This is a genomic window from Marinitenerispora sediminis (genome assembly GCF_003336425.1).
GTDB classification, from domain to species: Bacteria; Actinomycetota; Actinomycetes; order Streptosporangiales; family Streptosporangiaceae; genus Marinitenerispora; species Marinitenerispora sediminis.
Genome location: NZ_QEIO01000104.1, coordinates 1 through 19,898 on the forward strand (window position 1 = coordinate 1; position 19,898 = coordinate 19,898).

Annotated in this window: 19 protein-coding genes; 10 read left to right on the forward strand and 9 right to left on the reverse strand. The window is 74.3% G+C overall.

Annotation, left to right across the window (positions count from 1 at the left end):
* Positions 1-909 (forward strand): dihydrolipoamide acetyltransferase family protein (locus DEF28_RS18705; protein ID WP_147281071.1); only part of this gene is annotated, 909 nt, incomplete at its 5' end.
* Between the two features lie 76 nt (positions 910-985).
* Here the strand turns inward: DEF28_RS18705 and DEF28_RS18710 are convergent.
* Both DEF28_RS18710 and DEF28_RS18715 read right to left on the reverse strand, forming a co-directional pair.
* A complete protein-coding gene (locus DEF28_RS18710; protein WP_181874452.1) occupies positions 986-1,885 on the reverse strand; it encodes a hypothetical protein in 900 nt (299 codons plus the stop codon).
* 719 nt (positions 1,886-2,604) lie between these two features.
* Positions 2,605-2,790, reverse strand: coding sequence for a hypothetical protein (locus tag DEF28_RS18715; protein ID WP_114400722.1), 186 nt, complete (start codon positions 2,788-2,790; stop codon positions 2,605-2,607).
* A gap of 25 nt (positions 2,791-2,815) precedes the next feature.
* Here DEF28_RS18715 and DEF28_RS18720 point away from each other — a divergent pair, with 25 nt between their 5' ends.
* Positions 2,816-3,346 (forward strand): CGNR zinc finger domain-containing protein, encoded by a 531-nt coding sequence (locus DEF28_RS18720; protein WP_114400721.1) that lies wholly within the window; start codon positions 2,816-2,818, stop codon positions 3,344-3,346.
* Here the strand turns inward: DEF28_RS18720 and kynU are convergent.
* The gene (kynU, locus tag DEF28_RS18725; protein WP_114433353.1) at positions 3,339-4,589 is read right to left on the reverse strand and encodes a kynureninase; all 1,251 of its coding nucleotides are present in this window, start codon (positions 4,587-4,589) and stop codon (positions 3,339-3,341) included. The two genes, DEF28_RS18720 and kynU, sit on opposite strands and share 8 nt — an antisense overlap.
* An 82-nt stretch (positions 4,590-4,671) precedes the next feature.
* Positions 4,672-5,565 carry a tryptophan 2,3-dioxygenase gene (locus DEF28_RS18730; protein WP_114400291.1) on the reverse strand — a complete coding sequence of 298 codons (894 nt, stop codon included), beginning with the start codon at positions 5,563-5,565 and terminating at the stop codon, positions 4,672-4,674.
* Between the two features lie 176 nt (positions 5,566-5,741).
* Between DEF28_RS18730 and DEF28_RS18735 the strand changes: the two genes are divergently transcribed.
* The 4 genes from DEF28_RS18735 to DEF28_RS18750 all read left to right on the forward strand — a co-directional run bounded on the left by DEF28_RS18735 (position 5,742) and on the right by DEF28_RS18750 (position 10,278).
* Positions 5,742-6,191, forward strand: coding sequence for an Lrp/AsnC family transcriptional regulator (locus tag DEF28_RS18735; RefSeq protein WP_114400292.1), 450 nt, complete (start codon positions 5,742-5,744; stop codon positions 6,189-6,191).
* Between the two features lie 109 nt (positions 6,192-6,300).
* On the forward strand, positions 6,301-7,659 hold the full coding sequence (locus DEF28_RS18740) for an MFS transporter (RefSeq protein WP_114400293.1): 1,359 nt from the start codon (positions 6,301-6,303) through the stop codon (positions 7,657-7,659).
* Positions 7,660-7,825: 166 nt separating this feature from the next.
* Positions 7,826-9,601 carry an ATP-binding protein gene (locus DEF28_RS18745; RefSeq protein ID WP_114400294.1) on the forward strand — a complete coding sequence of 592 codons (1,776 nt, stop codon included), beginning with the start codon at positions 7,826-7,828 and terminating at the stop codon, positions 9,599-9,601.
* Entirely contained in the window at positions 9,598-10,278 is a 681-nt protein-coding gene (locus DEF28_RS18750; protein WP_114400295.1) for a response regulator, read from the forward strand. Before DEF28_RS18745 ends, DEF28_RS18750 begins: the two co-directional genes overlap by 4 nt.
* Before the next feature lie 104 nt (positions 10,279-10,382).
* Here the strand turns inward: DEF28_RS18750 and DEF28_RS18755 are convergent, their stop codons facing one another.
* Positions 10,383-11,036 (reverse strand): HD domain-containing protein, encoded by a 654-nt coding sequence (locus DEF28_RS18755; protein ID WP_114400296.1) that lies wholly within the window; start codon positions 11,034-11,036, stop codon positions 10,383-10,385.
* Between the two features lie 1,295 nt (positions 11,037-12,331).
* On the opposite strand from DEF28_RS18755, the gene DEF28_RS18770 reads away from it, so the two are divergent.
* Both DEF28_RS18770 and DEF28_RS18775 read left to right on the forward strand, forming a co-directional pair.
* The gene (locus tag DEF28_RS18770) at positions 12,332-12,733 is read left to right on the forward strand and encodes a hypothetical protein (protein WP_114400297.1); all 402 of its coding nucleotides are present in this window, start codon (positions 12,332-12,334) and stop codon (positions 12,731-12,733) included.
* 304 nt (positions 12,734-13,037) lie between these two features.
* A complete protein-coding gene (locus DEF28_RS18775) occupies positions 13,038-13,448 on the forward strand; it encodes a VOC family protein (protein WP_114400298.1) in 411 nt (136 codons plus the stop codon).
* 52 nt (positions 13,449-13,500) lie between these two features.
* On the opposite strand, the gene DEF28_RS18780 is transcribed toward DEF28_RS18775, so the two are convergent.
* The gene (locus DEF28_RS18780) at positions 13,501-14,271 is read right to left on the reverse strand and encodes a DeoR/GlpR family DNA-binding transcription regulator (protein WP_114433349.1); all 771 of its coding nucleotides are present in this window, start codon (positions 14,269-14,271) and stop codon (positions 13,501-13,503) included.
* A 264-nt stretch (positions 14,272-14,535) separates the two neighbouring features.
* Here DEF28_RS18780 and DEF28_RS18785 point away from each other — a divergent pair, with 264 nt between their 5' ends.
* Positions 14,536-15,240, forward strand: a complete 705-nt coding sequence (locus tag DEF28_RS18785; protein ID WP_114400299.1) for a glycerophosphodiester phosphodiesterase — start codon at positions 14,536-14,538, stop codon at positions 15,238-15,240.
* Positions 15,241-15,704: 464 nt separating this feature from the next.
* The gene (locus tag DEF28_RS18790) at positions 15,705-16,316 is read left to right on the forward strand and encodes a TetR/AcrR family transcriptional regulator (RefSeq protein ID WP_114400304.1); all 612 of its coding nucleotides are present in this window, start codon (positions 15,705-15,707) and stop codon (positions 16,314-16,316) included.
* A 34-nt stretch (positions 16,317-16,350) separates the two neighbouring features.
* On the opposite strand, the gene DEF28_RS18795 is transcribed toward DEF28_RS18790, so the two are convergent.
* From DEF28_RS18795 to DEF28_RS18805, 3 genes are all read right to left on the reverse strand, one after another.
* Complete coding sequence (locus tag DEF28_RS18795) at positions 16,351-17,643, reverse strand: cytochrome P450 family protein (RefSeq protein ID WP_114400300.1); 1,293 nt, start codon at positions 17,641-17,643, stop codon at positions 16,351-16,353.
* Positions 17,644-18,011: 368 nt separating this feature from the next.
* Positions 18,012-18,776: a PIG-L deacetylase family protein gene (locus DEF28_RS18800; RefSeq protein ID WP_114400301.1), complete on the reverse strand. Its 765-nt coding sequence runs from the start codon at positions 18,774-18,776 to the stop codon at positions 18,012-18,014.
* 250 nt (positions 18,777-19,026) lie between these two features.
* On the reverse strand, positions 19,027-19,674 hold the full coding sequence (locus DEF28_RS18805; protein WP_114400302.1) for an HhH-GDP family DNA glycosylase: 648 nt from the start codon (positions 19,672-19,674) through the stop codon (positions 19,027-19,029).
* Positions 19,675-19,898 lie beyond the last annotated feature (224 nt).

Sequence of the window (19,898 nt, forward strand, 5' to 3'; positions counted from 1 at the left end):
GCGGCGGCCCGCTCCGGGCGCACGCCCGTGGTCTCGCCGCTGGTGCGCCGCCTCGCGCGTGAGCACGGGGTGGACGTCGCGGCGATCGCCGGGAGCGGCGACGGCGGGCTGGTGCTGCGGCGCGACGTGGAGACCGCGATCGCCGCCGGCGCGGAACCGGGCGCGCCGGCCGCCGGAGGCGCGGGCGCCGCCGCGGCCGCGCCCGCCGAGCGGCCCGCCGTGGAACGGGTGCCGCTGCGCGGGGCGCGCCGCACCATGGCGGAGCGGCTGACCCGGTCCCGCCGGGAGATCCCCGAGGCCACGGTGTGGGTCGACGCCGACGCCACCGGGCTGCTCCGGCTGCGGGCCGCCCTCAACGAGGCGGTTCCGGACCGCCCGGTGAGCCTGCTGGCGCTGCTCGCGAAGTTCTGCGTACTCGGGCTGGCCCGGTTCCCGGCGCTGAACGCCCAGGTGGACACCGAGCGCGGGGAACTGGTGCGCTTCGGCCACGTGGACCTGGGCTTCGCCGCCCAGACGCCCCGCGGGCTCGTCGTCCCGGTGGCGCACGGCGCGCACGCGATGTCCGCGCGGGCGCTCTCGGCGGCGCTGACCTCCCTGACCGACGCCGCGCGCGCCGGCACGCTGACTCCCGACCAGCTGACGGGCGGCACCTTCACGGTCAACAACTACGGGGTGTTCGGCGTCGACGGGTCGGCGGCGATCATCAACCACCCGGAGGCGGCGATCCTCGGCATGGGGCGCATCATGCGGCGCCCGTGGGTGGTGGGCGACGAGGTGCTGGCCCGTCCGGTGACGGAACTCACCCTCACCTTCGACCACCGGGTCTGCGACGGCGCGGAGGCGGGCGGGTTCCTGCGGTTCGTCGCGGACTGCGTCGAACGTCCGGAACTCCTGCTCGGCGACATCTGACGGCGCGCCCCGAACGCCGCTGACGCGCCCCCGCCGCTCGGGCGGGGGCGCGTCGTGTGCGTGGCCGGTCCGGAGGTCAGTTCCGCGTGAACGGGTTGACCCGGCGCAGGTTCTCCCTGGCGAGGCGGACGTTCTCCCTCGTGAACAGGGCCGGACGGTACTGCTGGCCGTAGCGCGTCATGGCGAACGCGATCGCCTTGCGCTTGGTGATGATCGCGATCGCGAGCAGCACCGGCAGCAGCATGAGGATCGGCAGCGCGCCAGAGGCCATCGGCAGCTCCTGGGCGACGGTCGCCATCTGCGGAGCGTTGGCGCTCGCCGTCGTGCTGGTGAGCAGCGGGGACTCCTGGGCGGGGTTGCCCTGGTCCTTGGCCACCGCCTGCTGCTGGGCGGCCTGCTCCTGGACCTGGTCCTGCTTCTCCTCGAGGGCCTGCTGCTCGTCGGCGGCGGCCTGCTGCTCGTCGGCGGCCTGCTGGTCCTCGCCAGCCGCCGCGGCGGCCTCGTCCGAACCGGAGTCGGAGCTCTCGGGGACGAAGGACTCGCACTTCTGCGACGGGTCGTTCATGGGGTGCGGAGCCCCCGGGGTACCGGGACCGTCGCCCCACTCGGTGATGTGGTAGGTGACATTGATGTGGCCGAGGTCGGTGCCCTCGACGTACAGCCCGGACTCGTTCCACGACCCGCCGACCAGTTCAGCGAACGTCTTGCCGTCGAGGTCGAGCATCACGTTGCAGTTCGACGAGGGGTCGCCCGGGCCGCGGTCGCCGATGAAGAACTCGACGGTCTGACCCTCGTACTCGATGTATCCCTTGGTGCCCAGCGGCCAGCTGGGGCTCGCGAACATTCCCTGCTGCATGGGCTCGCCGGACGCCGGAGCGCCGGTGTCGCCGTTGATGCCGGAACCGTCGTCCCAGAAGTAGGAGGCCTTGGTGTCGCCCTGCAGGAGCACTTCGCCGTTGTCGGCGGGGGCAGTCATTGGGTTCATGAGAATGTGATCTGTCGGCAACGGAGGGTCGAGCAGAGACACGGGACATGCCGAAAGGGGCAGGGGCCGGCATATCGGGGTCAGGGTTCGCCACTGACGAGTCGCCAGACGCGGAGCGCGGCCAACCGAAGGGGTGGCTCGGTCATCCCGGGAGGCGGCCTCATTTCACCGACGAGGCCTCGGGCACACCGCGCTCTATTGGGGGTCTCCACATCCCGGGACACTGGGCACCCGGGGCTCGACACCGGCTCTGACCTGAGCAAACACCTGGTCTCGAACCGGTCACGAGGACTCTAACCCACAGAAAAGCAAAGTGGTCAAGCCCAAAAGGTAAAAAGATCCGGCGGCCCTGTCCGACAAAGCCCGGGAGAATGCGAATTCCCCTACAGGAAAGGGCAAACGGCCATCCGCGGACGTCAAGGAACTTTCATGCCGGGACCACCGGCACACCACGTCGTGGCCTGGCTCTCAGTAAAGAGGAGGCCAATGCGGGGGCACCGGCAGCCCGCCCGGCCCGCCGCCGCGACCGTGCCGCGCGCGGCACGCGGGGCCCGGCGGGGCCGCCGCCGGGCCCCGCGTCCGCAAATCCCTTTCCGGCGGCTCGGGACCGCCGTCCCGGGCCGCCCGCGCGCCCGCGGCCGCAGCGGGCCCGGGCACGCGAAAGGGCGGCGCACCACGTGCGCCGCCCACCCGCCCGCCGCCCCGGTCCGCTACTCCGGGGCACTCCACGGCGTGCCGCCGACTCCCACGAGGGTGTGGAACCGCGCCACGTCCACCCAACGCCGGCCGCAGGGGCACCGGAGGTAGCGGACCAGCCCCTCGGAGGTGACATGCGACGACTCGACACCGGCCACGGCCGCGAACCGGCCGCAGGACGCACACTGTTCGCTGCTCATAGCCCAAGCCTGCTGTAATGGCCTTGTGCAGTTCAATACTTACGGCGGTACCGGCGCGTTCCTGGCCGCCGACCTGGCCAATGCCCGCGACGCGCGCCGCGCGGTCCTGAACACGGTCCTGCACCGCCACGAGATGCAGTACGAGCTGACCAGCGACGAGCAGGCCGGCCGGCTGCTCGACTGGGGGGCCCGGCTCGACCCCGTCTTCGGCGAGGCCGACCAGCAGCGCCAGATCGACCTCGTCAACGGGCTGCTGGACAGCGCGGCCACCGGCATCCGGGTCACCATGCACGACGGCCACGCCCCGCACCTGCACTACACCAGCGAGACGCGGGACCCGGTCGAACGGGTGCGCGCCGCCACGGCCGGCGGGCTGGCGGTGGCCATCTGCGGTGCGGGCGGCCAGCGGCTGGGCCGGTGCGCCCGGCCCGGCTGCGGCGAGGTGTTCGTGGACACCTCCCGCAACGGCCGGCGCCGCTTCTGCACCCTCACCTGCGCCAACCGGGTGAACGTCGCGGCGCACCGCTCACGGGCGCACACCCGCACACTCACGTGACGTGGGCGCGTTCGGAGAACCGCGGATCGCGCCACTCCCCGGACTCCACCACCTCCGCGAGCGCGTGCGCCGCGTCGAAGACGTCCACGTGGCGCAGGTACAGCGGCGCGAACCCGAAGCGCAGCACGTCGGGCGCGCGGAAGTCGCCGATGACGCCGCGCTCGATGAGCGCCCGCACGATCGCGTACCCTCCGGGGTGGCGCAGCGCCACGTGGCTGCCGCGCCGCTCCGCCGCGCGCGGGGTCGCCACCGCCAGGCCGGCCGACTCCGCGACCGACCGGAACAGGTCGGTGAGCACCAGGCTCTTGGCCCGCACCTGCCGCAGGTCCACCCGGCTCCACAGCTCCAGGCTCGCCTCCAGGGCGGCGGCGGCCACGAGTGGCTGCGATCCGCTCAGGAAGCGGTCGGCGCCGGCCGCCGGAACGTACTCCCCGGCGAAGTCGAACGGCCGGGCGTGCCCGTGCCATCCGGCGATCGGCTGCCGGGCGCTGGCGTGGTGCCGCTCGGCGACGTAGGTGAACGCCGGTCCGCCGGGGCCGCCGTTCAGGTACTTGTACGTGCAGCCGACCGCGAAGTCCGCGCCGCAGCCGGCGAGGTCGACGGGCAGCGCTCCGACGCTGTGGCAGACGTCCCAGACGACGAGCGCCCCGTGGTCGTGCGCCGCCTTCGTCAGGCCGGCCATGTCGCGGAGCGCACCGGTGCGGTAGTCGACGTGGCTGAGCAGCACGACGGCGACGTCGCCCGCCGCCAGGGCCTCGGCGATGCGGCCGGGCTCGTCGGGGTCGGCCAGGCGCTGCCCGGCCCCGAGCAGGTCGGTGACGCCCTGGGTGACGTAGAGGTCGGTCGGGAAGTTGCCCGGCTCCCCCAGGACGGTCCGGCGGCCCGGATTGAGGCGCAGCGCCGCGACCAGTGCCTTGAACAGGTTGGCCGACGTGCCGTCGCCCACCACCACCTCATGGGGCGCCGCGCCGACCAGCGGGGCGAGCCGGGCGCCGAGGGTGCGGGGCTTGTCCCACCAGCCGGCGTCGTTCCAGCTGCGGACCAGGCCCTGCCCCCACTCGCGCTCCACGAGGTCGGCGACCCGGCCGGGGACGGCCCTGGGGAGCGCGCCGAGCGAGTTGCCGTCGAGGTAGATCACGCCCTCGGGAAGCACGAACTCGTCCCGGAACGCGGCGATCGGGTCGGCGGCGTCGAGTTCGGCGCACGCCTCGCGAGTGGCGGGGGTGGGGGGAAGTGGCGTCATCCGTCTCTCCCGTCGTCGGCCGGGCGGCGGGCACCGCCGGCGGCCTGGGTCGTGGGGGCGTCCCCGGTCCGGCACCGGCGTATCACAGCCGGGTGCGCAGGGACCACAGTTCGGGGAACACCGCCCGGCGGGCGTTCTCCGCCAGCCAGGCGAGCCCGCTGGACCCGCCGGTCCCCGGCTTGGCGCCCATGGCGCGCCGCACCGCGGCGAGGTGCCGTTCGCGCCACCGCGTCACACGCTCGGCGGTGTCCAGCAGGGCCTCGGCCAGCGCGAGCAGGTCGTTGCCGGGCCGGTCGTCGGCGTAGACCTGGACCCAGGCGTCCTCGACCCGGGGGTCCGGTTCGCAGGGAGCGGACCAGTCGCGGTCGATCCGCTCCTCGGGCACCGGCAGGCCGCGGCGGGCCAGCAGCCGCAGCGCCGCGTCGTAGAGGCTCGGTTCGCGCAGCTCGCGCAGCAGGGCGGCGTGCACGTCGGCCGCGGCCCGGTGGGGGCGCACCAGCGCCGCGGACCGGTTGCCGAGCAGGAACTCCAGGTGGCGGTAGGTCGCGGACTGGAACCCCGACGCCTCACCGAGGGCGTCGCGGAACCGGTTGTACTCCACAGGGGTCATCGTCGCCAGCAGGTCCCAGCTGTGCACCAGGACGTCCTGCGCGGCCGCGCCGCGGCGCAGGGCGGCGATCGCCGCGGGGACGTCGTCGGCGTCGAGCCCGGCGCGGGCCCGCATCCAGTGCTGCCGGACGAGCGCGAACAGCAGCTCCATGACCTGCGTGGTGATGATGAAGGACAGCTCGGCGGGCTCGCCGGTGCGCGGCCGCTGCAGGGTGTGCAGCACGTCGACCCCGGTGTAGCGCGCGTAGGGGGTCAGGTCGTCGAAGGCGAGGAGCAGGCGGCCCTCGTCGCGGGCCGTCCGCTCGGAGCGGGCGGCGGCCGCAGCGAGGCGGTCCGCGTTCCGGGACGGGGCCGAGGGGGTGCCCATCGTTGCGCTCTCCGTTCGTCAGGGGGCGGTGGCGGCGGCCGGGGCGGCCCGCCGCCGCGGCGCCTCCCAGCATGCGGGCGAATGGCCGATCCCAGAAGAGCCAATGCCTCCCAATTCCGGAGTCTGACCTTGCGTTCATGACGCGGTTACCCCGATCGACATTATGATCGGTAAACATGCTGGACACACTGGACTGGCAGATCCTGGCCGAACTGCAGGCGGACGGCCGGCTCTCCTTCAACGAACTGTCCCGCCGCGTGCGGCTGTCCGCCCCGGCGGTGGCCGAGCGGGTACGCCGGCTGGAGCAGAACGGCGTCATCACCGGCTACCACGCGCACGTGGACCCGGCCGCGGCCGGCCTGGCCGTCACCGCCCTGGTCCGCATGCACTGCTACGGCCCGCTGTGCCTGCTGCGCGACGAGGCCGCCCTGCGGTGGCCCGGCATCCTGCGGGTCGACCGGGTCACCGGCGACGCCTGCTGCGTGCTGCTGATCGCGGTGGAGTCCATGGCGCGCTTCGAGGCGGTGATCGACCGGCTCTCCGAGCACGGAAAGCCCTCCAGCACGATGGTGCTGTCCAGCCCGGTGCCCTGGCGCGCGGTCGCACGTCCGCCTGCCGGGCCGTGACCCCCTCCCGGCCACGGCGTCGGGCTCCGCCGCGGCGCGCGTAAGCGGTGGCAGAGTAGGCCCTGTAGGCGGCGTAGGCGGCGGGGGGAGGGGGACGGCCACGGAGCAGGTGCGGCCGCGGCGGCTGGTGGCCGGCGTCATGCTGGGCACGCTGCTGAACGCGTTGAACTCGTCGATGATCGCGCTCGCCCTCGTCCCGATCGCACGCCACTACGGCACCGGGCTCGCCACGGCGGTCTGGCTCGTCTCCGGCTTCTACCTCGCCGCCACGGTCTGCCTGCCGCTGATGGGCCGCCTCGCCGACCGGTTCGGACCGCGCCGGGTCTTCGTGTCGGGGCTCGCGCTGGTGTGCGCGACCTGCGCGCTCGCCCCCCTCGCGCCGAACATGGGCGTGCTGATCGCGGCGCGGGTGCTGCTCGCGGTCGGCACCTCGGTGGCGTTCCCCTCCGCGATGGCGGTGTTGCGCGCCGCCCTGCCCGGCGGCCCGCCCCAGTCGGCGCTGGCCATGATCGCGGCCGCCAACTCCGCGAGTGCGGCGTTCGGGCCGGTCATCGGGGGCGTCCTGGTGCAGACGTGGGGCTGGCAGGCGATCTGGCTGGTCAACGTCCCGGTCACCCTCGCCGGTATCGCGCTCGCGCTGGCGCTGCTGCCGAAGGCACCGCCGAGCGCCGCCGAGCCCGGCCCCGGAGCCCTGGCGGGGCTGGACCTCCCGGGGATCGCCGCCTTCGTGCTGGCCATGGGCGGCCTGATCGGCTTCCTACTCTCGGTGGCGGCGGCCCCCGAGTGGGTGCTGCTCCCGCTGGCGGCGGCGGGCGCGGCCGCACTGGTGCGGCGGGAGCTGCGTACGGCGCACCCGTTCCTCGACCTGCGGATGCTGGGGGCCAACCGGCGGCTCCTCGGGGTGTTCGCGCAGAACGCGGCGGTGAACGTGGTGTTCTACCTCGGCTTCATCGGCCTGCCGCAGTGGCTGCAGGCGGCCCGCGGCGACAGCGCGGGAGCGGCCGGCCTGGCGGTGCTCCCGATCGCCGGGGTCGGCGTGCTCGCGATGCCGCTGGTCACCCGGCTGCTCCGCCGGAACGGCGAGGGGGTGGTGCTCACGGTCGGCAGCCTGGCACTGCTCGCCGGGTCGCTCGGGCTGCTGCTCGCCCACGCGGACACCCCGCTGCTCCTGCTGCTGCCGCTGACGCTGCTGCTCGGCGTGCCGAACGCGTTCAACAACCTCGGCCTCCAGTCAGCGATGTACCGCGCCGCGCCGGGCGAGCAGATCGGAGTGGCGGCCGGCCTGTTCCAGACGTTCCGCTATGTCGGCTCGATCGGCGCGTCGGTCGTCGTGGGCGTGGTCTTCACCCACGAGGTCACCGACGCCGGACTGCGCCAGATCGCCCTGGTCATGGCGGCGGTGTCGGCCGTCCTGGTGGTGGTGAGCGCCCGGGGCGCGCGCGGCGCCGCGGCGCCGCCGGACCGCTGACAGCCGTTGCGCGCCGGCCGGGCGAGAGCCCGGGCCGCCCCGGCCGGCGCCCCTGGTGTGGGCAGCACCCCCGGCCAGGTCGTAGTTTTGATCGCGGACCCGCGTGATCAGGGTCCTGTCCAGCGACAACCGTCACGCGGCGGATCCCGCCGCCGGAGTAGACCCGATGACCGCACCTCCTGTCCGCCGCCGGCTCACGCTGACCCAGTCCCTCTTCATCGCGCACGTCCTGCTGCTGACCGTGGCACTCGGCGTGACCGGCGCCCTGTGGGTGGTGCACAACGACCGCGAGGTCGACCGGCAGTACACCGAGCGGGTGCTCGCCATCGCCCGGTCCGTCGCGGTGCAGCCGGAGATCCGCGCGGCGTTCGAGCTGGCCGACCCCGCGTCGGTCGTCGCGCCCCGCGCGGACGCGGTCACCGAGGCCACCGGCGCCCAGTTCATCGTGGTGGCCGACCGCTCCGGCATCCGCTACTCCCACCCCAACCGCGCACTCATCGGCGAGGTCGTCTCCACCCCGCCCGGCCGGGTGCTGCGGGGCGAGGACTGGACCGGCTTCCAGATCGGCACCGAGGGGCGCAGCGTGCGCGCGAAGGTCCCGGTCCGCGACGACGCGGGCGCGGTGGTCGGCTACGTGTCCGTCGGCATCCTCGCCTCCGACCTCGACACCGCCGCGGCCACCGCGCTGCCCATGATCGTGGGCACCGTCGTCGGCGCGCTGCTGCTCGGCGCGGGCGGCGCCTACCTGCTGTCCCGGCGGCTGCGCGCGAAGACGCACGGCCTGGAGCCGGCCGAGATCACCGCGCTGCTGGAGGGCCGGGAGGCGCTGCTGTACGGCATCCGCGAGGGGGTACTCGCGCTCGACCACGCCGGCCGGGTCACCCTCGTCAACCGCCCGGCCCGGGAGATGCTGGAGCTGCCCGCCGACTGCGAGGGCCGGCACCTGGACGAGCTGCGCCTGGACTCGCGGCTGCACGACGTGCTCTGCGGAACCGACCCCGGTGCCGACCGGATCGTGCTGGTCGGCGCGCGGGTGCTCGTGTGCAACCGCAAGCCGGTGCGGCTCCACGGCCAGGACGCCGGCGCGGTGGTGACCCTGCGGGACCGCACCGAACTGGAGCGGCTGACCGGCGAGCTGGACGGTGCCCGGACCCTCACCCGCGGGCTGCGCGCGCAGAGCCACGAGTTCGCCAACCGCATCCACACGGTGGCGGGCATGCTGGAGCTCGGCGCCCACGAGGACGCGCGCGCCTTCCTCGACGAGCTGTCCGCGGCGCACACCCGCACCAGCGCCGACGTCGCGGCGCGGATCGCCGACCCGGCGGTGGCCGCGCTCGTCCTGGCGAAATCGGCGCAGGCCGCGGAGCGGGGTGCGGAGCTGCGGCTGTCGCCCACGACCGGCCTCGACGGCCGACTGCCCGCCGACCTGCGCGAGGACGTGCTGCTGGTGCTGGGGAACCTGGTCGACAACGCGCTCGACTCGGTGGCGGGGTCCAGCCGGAGCGGCTGCGGAGCGGGAAAAGACCCGAGCGGCTGCGGAGCGGGGTCCAGCCCGAGCGGCTGCGGAGCGGGAAAAGACCCGAGCGGCTGCGGAGCGGGAAAAGACCCGGGCGGGTGGGTCGAGCTGCTGCTGTGCCGGCACGGCCGCGCCGAGGACGGCCTGCCGCACGACCTGATCGAGATCCGGGTGGTCGACTCCGGGCCAGGGGTCGATCCGGCGCTGACCGAGGAGGTCTTCACGTTGGGATTCACCACGAAGGTCGCCCGCTCCGGCGGCCAGCGCGGGCTGGGCCTGGCGCTGGTGCGCCAGACCTGCGAGAGCCGGGGCGGCACCGTGTCGATCGACAGCCCGGCGGGGTCCGCCGGCTGCGTGGACGGAGCGGAGTACTCGGTGTTCACGGCCTACCTGCCGGTGACGGGCGCGACGGCAGGTGCGCGGTGATCCGGGTCCTGGTCGTCGACGACGACGCGCGGGTGGCGCACAACCACCGCGAGGTCGTGGAGTCCCTGCCCGCCTTCACCGTGGTGGAGGTGGCGCACAGCGCCTCGGCGGCGCTCGCCGCGGTCGAACGGCACCGGCCCGACCTGGTGCTGCTCGACCTGTACCTGCCGGACGAGTCGGGGATGACGGTGCTGCGCACGCTCCGCGCCCCGGGCGCGTCCGGGCACCCGGTGGACGTACTGGTGATCACGGCCGTGCGCGACATCGAGCAGGTCCGCGCCGCACTGCACGGCGGGGCCGTGCACTACCTGCTCAAGCCCTTCCCGCTGTCGGCGCTGCGCGACCAGCTGGAGCGTTTCGCCGCCGCCCACCAGCGCCTCACCCGGATCGAGGAGGCCACCCAAGGCGACGTGGACCGGCTGTTCGGGCTCCTGCGCCCCACGCCGGCGCAGACGCTGCCGAAGGGGCTCACCTCGACCACCTCCGAGCTCGTCGCGGACACGCTGCGCGCGGCCGACTCCGACCTCTCCGCGGCCGAAGTCGCCGAACGCACCGGGGTGGCCCGGGTGACGGCCCGCCGCTACCTGGAGTACCTGTGCGCCGACGGCCGCGCCGAGCTGCGGATGCGCTACGGCTCCACCGGGCGGCCGGAGCACCGCTACCGCTGGGTGCGGTGAGGCCGCCCGGTGCGGAGCGGGGCGGAGCTGACGGCGCGCTACACCGACTGAGGCGGCGCGGCGGCGGTGCCGTCCCCTGGCCGGGGCCGGTGCCGGCCTCGGGGCTAGGGCGCCGCGAGGTACGGCGCGTCCGCGTCGAGCAGCGCCACCTCGGCCTCGACGTTGGCCCGGGCGGCCTCCTCCCAGCGCTCCTGGGCCGGCGGGGTCCGGTACAGGGTGGGGGCGTCCAGCAGGGCGCGCAGCATGCGGGAGCGGGCGGCACGGAAGTCCGCCTCGGCCACCTGGTGGTACTCCTCCCGGACAGCGGTCCGGTAGGACTCGTACTCGTGCGGGGCGCCAGCCAGCACGGCGAGGTCGGCGTCGCACAGCACCTCGGCGTCGGAGTCGCCGGGCTCCGGGGTGTGCTCGGCGGTGGCGCGGACCAGGCGGGCCACCTCCTCGGAGCGGGCGCGGGTGAGTCCGCAGCGCGGCAGCAGGAGTTCGGCGAGCCGCGCGCTGCGCTCCTCGTCAGCCCCAGGCTCGCCCTGGTAGACGGCGTCGTGGAACCAGACGGCGTACCGGACGGAGGCGATGTCGGCGGCGGCCTCCGCGATGTCGTCCACGGCCAGGAGGGTCGCCCGAAGGTGGTCGAGCGTGTGGTAGCGCCGGTGCGGCTCGGCCCAGCGGGCGATCAGCTCGGCTCCCACGGCGACGGACTCGACGCCCACGCCGGCCAGCCCGCGCCAGGCGTCGAACAGATCCGGCCGCGTCCGCGACATCCCCGTCTTCCTCCCCCTGTCACCCCTCGGGCGGCGTACCCGCGCACCGCGGGGCCCGTGGCCGGTGCGGGCCGGCCGCCGCTCGCGCCCGGACGTCCTCCCGCCACGGAACGTGACGGCTCGCCGGACACGTGAACGGCGGTGTGCCGCGCCGCCGCCCATCGGCGGGGCGCACACCGCACGTGCCACCGAACCTAGTCGTTACCCGGCGGTCACGCGAAATACGCCCGCCTCATGGCACAACCGCGATGTCCGTCGCTTTCAGGACGCGCCGGCCCTCCTTCCGGTTCCCGCCGATCCGCCGGTGGGCCGTGCCGCCGCCCGGTACCGCCGACCCATGCGCGGGCGCGGAGCCGGAACCTTGGTCGCGGCCGGGCGGGCCGACGCCCGATGCGCGGCAGGGGCGGCCGTCCCTAGCGTCGCCCCGTGCCCGCCCCGCTGCCGGGCCGGCGCCCACTGGCGCGCGGCGGTGTCCACCCCGGCGGACGGGCGCTCGCCCCCGACCTCGCGCGCGGGACCATGCCGCTGCTCAGCGTGCTGTCCAACACCGGCTTCCACCTGTGGGGGCCGAGCACTGGCCGTCGGACTGGCATCCCGTTGGCGGTTCGGTCCTGGACGCGGGCGTGCGGTTCGCCATCCGGCGCCGGGGCGACCTGACGCTGCTGGCCTCGGCGTCCGGCGCCCCCGCCGTGGTGGTGGCCGTGATGCTGGTCCCCCGGCCGCGGCGGCGCTCGCCAGCGCCGACCCGGGGCGGCTGGGGCCCGGCGGGCACCGGGCCCACCACGCTCGGCTCCCCCTCCGGTGAGCCGGACTGGGGTACGGCGGCGGAGACCGGCTGGCCGCCTGGCCCTTCGTGGTGCTCGGCGCTGTCCGCCCCCGTCCTCACGGCGTGGGGGCTCCGACTGGGAGGCTCCGGCTGGGGGCGGCGCTGGACAGCGCGGGCATGGCGGCGTTCGCGGTGGGCGGGTGGCTGGTCACCGTCGCCGGCGTGGCCGCGCTGGAACACCGCGGCCTGCCGGGCCCGGCCGGAGCCCTGCTACGCCGGCTCGGCTACGGCCGATCCACCCGACGTACCGCCGCAGCAGCGGCAGTTCCCCCGGAAACCCGATAACCGGCCAACTCGGTCAACTCGGCTAACTCGGCCATCTACGGACCAGTCGCCAAGAGTCCACTGGGATGCCGCAAAAACACCACAACAGGAGATTACCCAGCGTAATGACGGTGGATATCTCTGTGAAGCGCCGCATATCTCCGGCGCTCGCCAGGGGGAGTCGGACCGCGGGAGGGGGAACGGCATGAAGCCGGTGGTGATGGCGGAACTCGCCGCGGGGGCGCTCGCGCTGGCCGCCACGCTCGCCGCGGCGGGCGACCCGGTCCCGGCCGCGGCCCGCCTCCCGGGCGGCGGGCCGGCGGCGGTCGTGGCGTGCTGCGCACCGGGCGGCGCCGAAACGGCGGCCGCACCGCTCGGCTGCCTGCGCCCACCGGTACCGCCGCCCGGCGGCCTCCGCGTCATCGGCGGCTGCGCGGCACCACCGCGCCCGCCCGCACCGGCCGCCGAGCCCTCCGAGGACGGCGGCTGCCGGCGGGCCCGCGTCCTACTCCCGGTCAGCACGGGCGTGGCCCTGCTGACCGCGATGGGCGCCGCCGTCCTCGCCCACCGCCGGCTGCGCGCCCTCCCGACCGCCGACGGCTGGTGATCGGCCTGTGGTCCTGCGCACGTCGGCGGGCACCGCCGCCACTCCGCCACCCCGGCTGCCGCGTCCGGCCCCGGGCACCGCGACGCGCCGCGAACGGCGCTGCTCCGCCGGTCCCCGCGCCGAGCCGCGCGGACGCGCCCGGCGGCCGCGCCGGCACTGGCGGGTGAGCGCCGGACACCCGGCAAGTCACACATTTCTTAACAAGCACTTGCGTATGCGAAACAGCGGCGTAAGCTGGGCGATCGTGCTCACGCTGTTTCCTCCCCGCCGGCTCCGACAGCAGCCGCGGCGAAGAGAGGTTTCCGTGCCGAAGTTGACCGGCCTTGCCCACATCACGCTGTCCGTGCGCGACCGCGACACGAGCGTCGACTTCTACCGCTCGGTCCTCGGGTTCAAGGAGTTCCAGACGCGGGACGACGGCCGCTGGCTGCGCACCACCTGCCAGCACTCCTGCGGCGTCGTCCTCGGCATCGTCCAGCACAAGGACCACTTCAACGCCCTGTTCGACCACCGGCACGCCGGTGTCGACCACGTGGCGTTCGAGGTCGGCTGCATCGGCGACCTGGAGACCTGGGAGGAGCGCCTCAGCGACCTCGACATCGACCACGCGCCGATCGTGCACTCCGACGCGGGGTCGGTGCTGAGCTTCACCGACCCCGACGGCTTCCAGCTGGAGCTGTTCTGCGCCCGGGAGCCGGACACCGGGGAGGACTGAGCGGCGGGCCCGCGGACGCGACCCGCCGCGGGCCCGTGCGCGCCGGCCGAGGTCACTCGGGCGCGACCAGCTGCAGCCGCACGTCGCGCTCGGCCATCTCCTCGACCGCCGACCGGGGCAGCCGGTCGTCGCTGATGATGAGGTCGAACTCCTCCAGCCGCGCGACCCGGAACGTCCCGAACTTGCCGTACTTGGTGCTGTCCACCGTCAGCACGCTCTTGGAGGCCATCCGCAGCAGCTGCTGCTTGGTCACCACCTTGGGCTCCGACGGCGTGGTCGAGCCCCGTTCCAGGTCCCAGGAGCTGCTCGCCACGAAGGCGATGTCCACGTTGACCTTGCTGAGGAACTCCGCGGCGAACTGCCCCACCGAGGAGTGGTCGGCGTGCGACACCAGACCGCCGGTGTGGATGAGCTCGATGTTCGGGTACTCCATCAGGTGCCCGACCACGTTGAAGTCGTTGGTGACCACGGTCAGCCCGACCTTGTCGGTGAGCAGCGGGACCATCTGCAGCGTGGTGGTGCCGGCGTCGATGAAGACCGTGAAGTTCTCGCGGACCAGCTCGGCGGCGGCGCGCGCGATGGCCCGCTTGGCCGGCACCTCCAGCTGGGCCTTGGCGAGGTAGGACGGCTCGCTCTTCAGCCGGGCCGCCAGTCGGACGCCACCGGTGACCGAGAGCACCTTCCCCTCGTTCTCCAGGGCCTGGATGTCGCGCCGCACCGTCATGTGCGAGACGGCCAGCATCGACGTCAACTCGTTGATGCTCAGCACATGCCGCTCCTGCAAGAGCTTCAGGATGTGTTCACGGCGCTGGTCCGGGATCATCTCTCGCCTTCGTTCGGGTGACGGGCCGTCCGCGCGCGGCCGTGTGGGGCCATGTGACCGGCGCGCTGCTTTCCCCAGAAGTTTCCCAGTTGGGGACGTCCCACGCGGCGCTCCGGGGACGTGAGCCGCCTCGCACGTCACCCACCTGGCCATTTCGGGATTTTTGCCGCTCTCAGATGCGGGCGCGCTCGGTTTTTGGCACTCTTGACGTCAGCACCCCCCGGCATCACCGTCATCGATTCCAGACCGCGTACCGGAGAGCACATGACGCTGGCGATCGCCCACCGTGGCGACCCCATTCAGTTCCGGGAGAACACGCTGCCGGCCCTGCGGGCCGGCGCCGCGGCCGGCGCCGACATGATCGAGATCGATCTGAAGCTCACCGCCGACGGCCACGTGGTACTGCTCCACGACGACACCCTCGACCGCTTCTGGGGCCTCAACCGTCCGGTGACGGAGGTGACCCTCGCCGAGCTCGCGGCGCTCGGCGATGGCCGGGACCGGCGGATCCCCACGCTCATGGAGGTGCTGGCGGAGTTCAGCCGCCCCACCGCTCCCCCGCTCATGCTGGACGTCACCGCAGTCGACGCGGCGCTGGCGGCCGACGACCTCGTCGCCGAGCACGACATGCTGGGCCGCGTCCTCTACTCCGGCTCGGTCGAGGCGCTGCGCGCCATCCGCGGACGCCGGCCGCGCGCCCAGCTGGCGCTCTCCTGGGACCAGCAGGGGTTCCCGCCGCCCGAGGTCTGGCAGGCGCTGCGCCCGCGCTACTACAACTCCTACTGGCCGCTGCTCACCCGGGAGCTGGTGGCGGAGGTGCACCGGCACGGCTACGCGGTGTCGGCCTGGACCGTGAACGACCTGTCGGAGATGGCCCGCCTGATCGGCATGGGCGTCGACGCCATCATCACCGACCAGCCCGCGGAACTGGCGAAGCTCGTCGGCAACCAGCCGCAGTTCTCCCGCTGACCTCCTGATCCCCCGCGGCGCCCCCGCACGCCCGGCCCCGGGCGCGCCGCGCGGCGGAGGCGCCCGCCAGGCTGCCCGCGTCGCGTGAGGTTCCGCACGCCCTGCGGCCTCTGGCCCATCGCACGCTGTTTCCGCCTAGCGTTTCGCCGGTTTCGCGGGTTTCCCGGCTCTCCTGGCGCGAAGTCACGCGCTCACATGTTGTCGCCGATCGCGCCGGACACGGCACACGAGGGAACTGAATTCACTTCATTATTCTCGTATCACTCTGCAAAAGTAGAGATTTTCTAAATTCCGCGGCCGACATCCGTGTTTTTCCCCGAATCCAGCCAAGACTCGCGCTATCCTCGAAACCGATTCGCCACCGAATCGGGAATAGCCCTACCAACCGGGCGCGCTGCCCGTCGATGTCGAACCCCTCGATCGCACCCCGGTCCTCTGCTCCGCGGTGCAGGCTAGAGATGATCATGACGGCCGACCTCTCCCCACTGGACATCCGTCTCACCGAACACGTACTGGACACCGCGGTCCGGCTCTTCACCCGGCGCGACGCACGTGATGTCGGCATGCCCGCGATCGCGCGGGAGGCCGACGTCGACCTCGATGTGCTGCGCCGACACTTCCCGACGAAACTGGATCTGGTGTACGCGGTGACCACCCGCTCGACGCGCGCGCTGGTCACCCGGCAGATCGCCGCCGACCGGCCGGACGAGCCGCCGGTCCGACGGCTGTCCGTCCTCATTCGCAGCCATATCGAATTCAGCTGGGAGCACCGGACCGAAGAAGAACTCCGGCGCGGACTGCTGCGGACCCTCCGGGTGATCTATCCGGACCGCCACCGCGAAATGACCCGCCATTTGCGTCGATATCGGGAACATATCGGCGAGATCATCGCTGCCGGGCGGGAGGCCGGAACCTTCGCCCCCGCCCATCCCGGCGGATCGGCGGGAACGGTGCTGGAGACCCTCGACGGCATCCTCAACTGGTACGAGCCCGCCGGGGGTCTGACGATCACGGAACTCGGCGACGTTTACGTGGACCTCATCATCCACCACCAGCTGCGTGCCCCGAGGTCGTGACCCCGCACCGCACCGCCGCGCCGCCGCCGCGCGGTCACGGCGCGGCGGCGGGCCCGGTGCGCCGGCCGTCCGCGGGAACGGCCGGCGCCGGGCCGCCGGACGACGACGTGTAGCGCACCGGCAGCCCGGCCGGCAGGTTGGTGAAGACGGAGGGCATGGGCGGCACCGCGCCGCCCGGCGGCAGGTCGAGCGCGAGGTCGGGGAAGCGCTCGAAGAGCGCCGGGAACGCCACGCCGAGCTCCAGCCGGGCCAGCGGCGCACCGAGGCAGAAGTGCGGACCGTGCCCGAAGGCGACGTTGCGGGCCTGCGTCCGCGTGATGTCGAAGACGTGCGCGTCCGCCCCGTGCTGCGCGGGGTCCCGGTTGGCCGACGCGAACGACACCAGGACGGGGTCGCCCCTGCGCAGCAGCCGGCCGCCCAGTTCGAGGTCCTCGACCGGGTAGCGGAACGGGAGCATCGCGACACTGCTGTCCCAGCGCAGGACCTCCTCCACCGCCGCGCTCCACGGCTGCGCGCCGGAGCGCAGCAGGGCCAGCTGCTCGGGGTGGGTGAGCAGCGCACGCACCCCGTTGGCCAGCACGCCGACCGTCGTCTCGAAGCCGGCGGCCATGAACAGCCAGAGGGTGTCGATGAGCTCGCGGTCGGAGAGCCGCTCCCCCTCGTCCCGGGCCTGGATGAGCGCGCTGGTGAGGTCGTCGCCGGGCGAGCCGCGGCGCCGGCGGACCAGGTCGGTGAAGTACTCGTCGACCCGGCGCTGGTTCGCCAGCGCCTCCTCGGGCGTGGTGAGGGAGCTGAAGACGCGGGTCACCATCTCCTGGATGGCGGGCCGGTCCTCCTCCGGGACGCCGAACAGGCGGCAGATGACCCCCAGGGGGAGCGGCACGGCCAGCGCCGCCTTGAGGTCCGTGCGGCCCGCCCGCTCCGGAGCGTCGAACTCGTCGAGGAGCGCGCCGACCAGTTCCTCGACGGCGGGCCGGAGCTCCCCGACCCGGGCCGGTGTGAACGCCCGCCCGACCAGACCGCGCAGCCGGCCGTGCGCCGCGCCGTCGGACTGCAGCATGTTGTCCAGCCGGATCATGCCCAGAACGGGCGAGTCCTCCGGGACCTCCCCCTGCTGCCAGGCGCGCCAGTTCCGGTAGTTCCTGGCGAACCGCCTGCCGGACAGCACCTCCTGCACCTCGGCGTGCCGGGTCACCGCCCACGCCTCCACTCCCTCCGGCAGCCGTACCCGCACCACCGGGCCGAGCTCGCGGAGCCGGGCGGCCTGCCCCTGCATGTCGCGGGCGGAGGGGTCGAGGACGACGGGTTCGGACGGGGTGTGCGGCATGGAGCTCTCCGGTCGCGGTAGCCGACAGCTGGCACGGCGGCCCGCCGGCGGCGCGCCACGTACCGTCCGCGGAAGGCGGGCGTTCGACGCCGAAGGCCGCGCGTCCCGAGACTGGCACAACCGACATCCGGCACACCAGACAGAGGACCACCGCATACCGCGCGCATCGCCCGGTACGGCCGGTCCGCGGGGGCCGGCTGCCGCCTCTCCTGGCAGGTGGGGCCCCGCCGGCGCGGCCGCGCGGGTCCGGCCGGCGGGCGCGGCGCCGGCGCGGCCGCGCGCGGCAGTCACCGCACCGCCAGGTTTCGGACGCCTGGAGCGGGGCGGCCGGACCTGTCCCGAACCGCCGGAACCCCGCCGCCGGCACCTCACACGAAGACGAGTTCGGACTCCCGCGCGAAGTGCGCCGTCATGGTGGAGGTGAGCACCACCTCCCGGCGCACGTGCCGGACCGGCGGGTGCAGCCGGTGCAGCAGGAAGGCGACCGCCGCGGCCTTCGCACCGCGGGCCTCCTCCGGGAGCACGATGCGGTGCGCCGCACGCCAGGGCACCCGCGGGTCCTCCGGGACCGCCCAGTTCCACAGCCAGACGGGGTAGCCCAGCAGGGCGGCGCCGGTGCGCGCGGCGGCCCGGCGGGCCGCCGAGCCAGCGGTCTCGTGCTCGGGGTGCCGGTCGCCCTCCCAGGGGGCGACGCAGACCTGGAAGTCGGCGCACGCCTCGGCCAGCCGCGCGGCGAGCTCGTCCACCCCGCACGCGCCCGGCCCGGCGTCGCGGCCCAGGCGGACCATCTCGATGTCGGAGGCGCCCAGCACCTCCAGCGCCTGGAGGGTCGCCGAGTGGCGGTGGCGGGGCTCCTCGACCGGGGACGGGGTGCGCGGCCCGGGGCACAGCCGCGCCTCCCCCTCGCTGACCGCCACGATGCGCAGCCGCGCGCCGGCGTCCGCCAGGATCGCGAGGCCTCCGCCGAAGCCGAACACCGCGTCGTCGGGATAGGGCGCGACGACGACCGCGCTCTGGGTGCCGGTGAGGTGCAGCGCCGGGAACTCGCGCAGCGCGGGCCAGGCCCGCCAGGCGGCCTCGGACGTCCCCAGGCCCCCGATGGAGTGCGGACGGTCCATCGTCCGCCGGATCATGCTCACCGGTTCTCCTCCCTCCGCACGGCGACCCCGCGTCGACGGCCGGTCGTGATCGCGTCTGCCCGCGGCTCGGCCGCACCACGCGGCCGGGCGCCGGCGCGGTCGACGCGGAGAACGGGGCGATCCACCTCCAGTGGGCACGACTCACCCGAATCCGCCGCAAGCCAGCACCGTAACCAGTTCCCGCGCTGGGCCGGACGGAAACCGGCCGCGGCGGCGCTGACCAGGGCGGACGCCGGAGTCCCGCTCAGGCGGCAGCGGCGGTGACCCGCTCCGCCACCTCCTTGTCACGCGCCGCCCGCACCAGGCCGGCGGCGAAGGCCGCGGTCTCGGCCGGTTCGACCAGTCCGGCCAGCTTCTCGGAGTCGGCGGGCAGGCCGACGCGCTCGGCGCCGCGCAGCACCAGCCGGTCCGCGTAGGGCCGCAGCCAGTCCCACACCGCCTGGGCCTCGCGGCAGAAGATGTCCGCGCCGGTCGGGCCGATCCCGGGGAAGCGCTGCACGTCCCGGCGCAGGCCGCCCCTGTCGCGCCGTTCCACGGAGGGCAGCCGGCGCAGGTCGCCGCGGTAGTCCTCCAGCAGGATCCGGGCGCAGTCCCCCAGCCGGGTGGCGGTGCTCTCGTCGTAGCGGACGTAGTGCGCGCGGCCCAGCGCGTCCACCCGTTGCTGCCAGGTGAGGTCGCGCATCCCCGACGGGGTCGTCCCCCCGGCCGCCACGAGTTCGCGTTCGGCGGCGAGAGCGATCCGCGCGGAGATGCGGGCGCTGAGCAGGTTGGTGAGCATGAGCAGCTGCCACAGCGGCGCCGGCCGGTCGGCGAGCCGGACGCCCGCCTCCTGGGCGAGCGTCCGGCCGGCCTCGTCCAGCACCGCGCGGGCGAGTCGGCGTTGCGAGGTCATGCGGGTTCTCCTCGGCTGACGAGGTGTGCGTCTCCTCCACCCCCTACCCCGGCCGCCGTGCCGGCCACGCGCCTGCGGCGGACCCGGGCAGCCACGGGGGCGGGGGAGCGAACGGGCCCGGGCGGCCCCGCTGCGCGCGCCGACCGCACCGGCGGCCTCGCGCACCGGCCACCGCGTCCTTCGCGGCGGGGTCCGCCCGGAGCGGTCGGCGCGCGCAGCGGGGC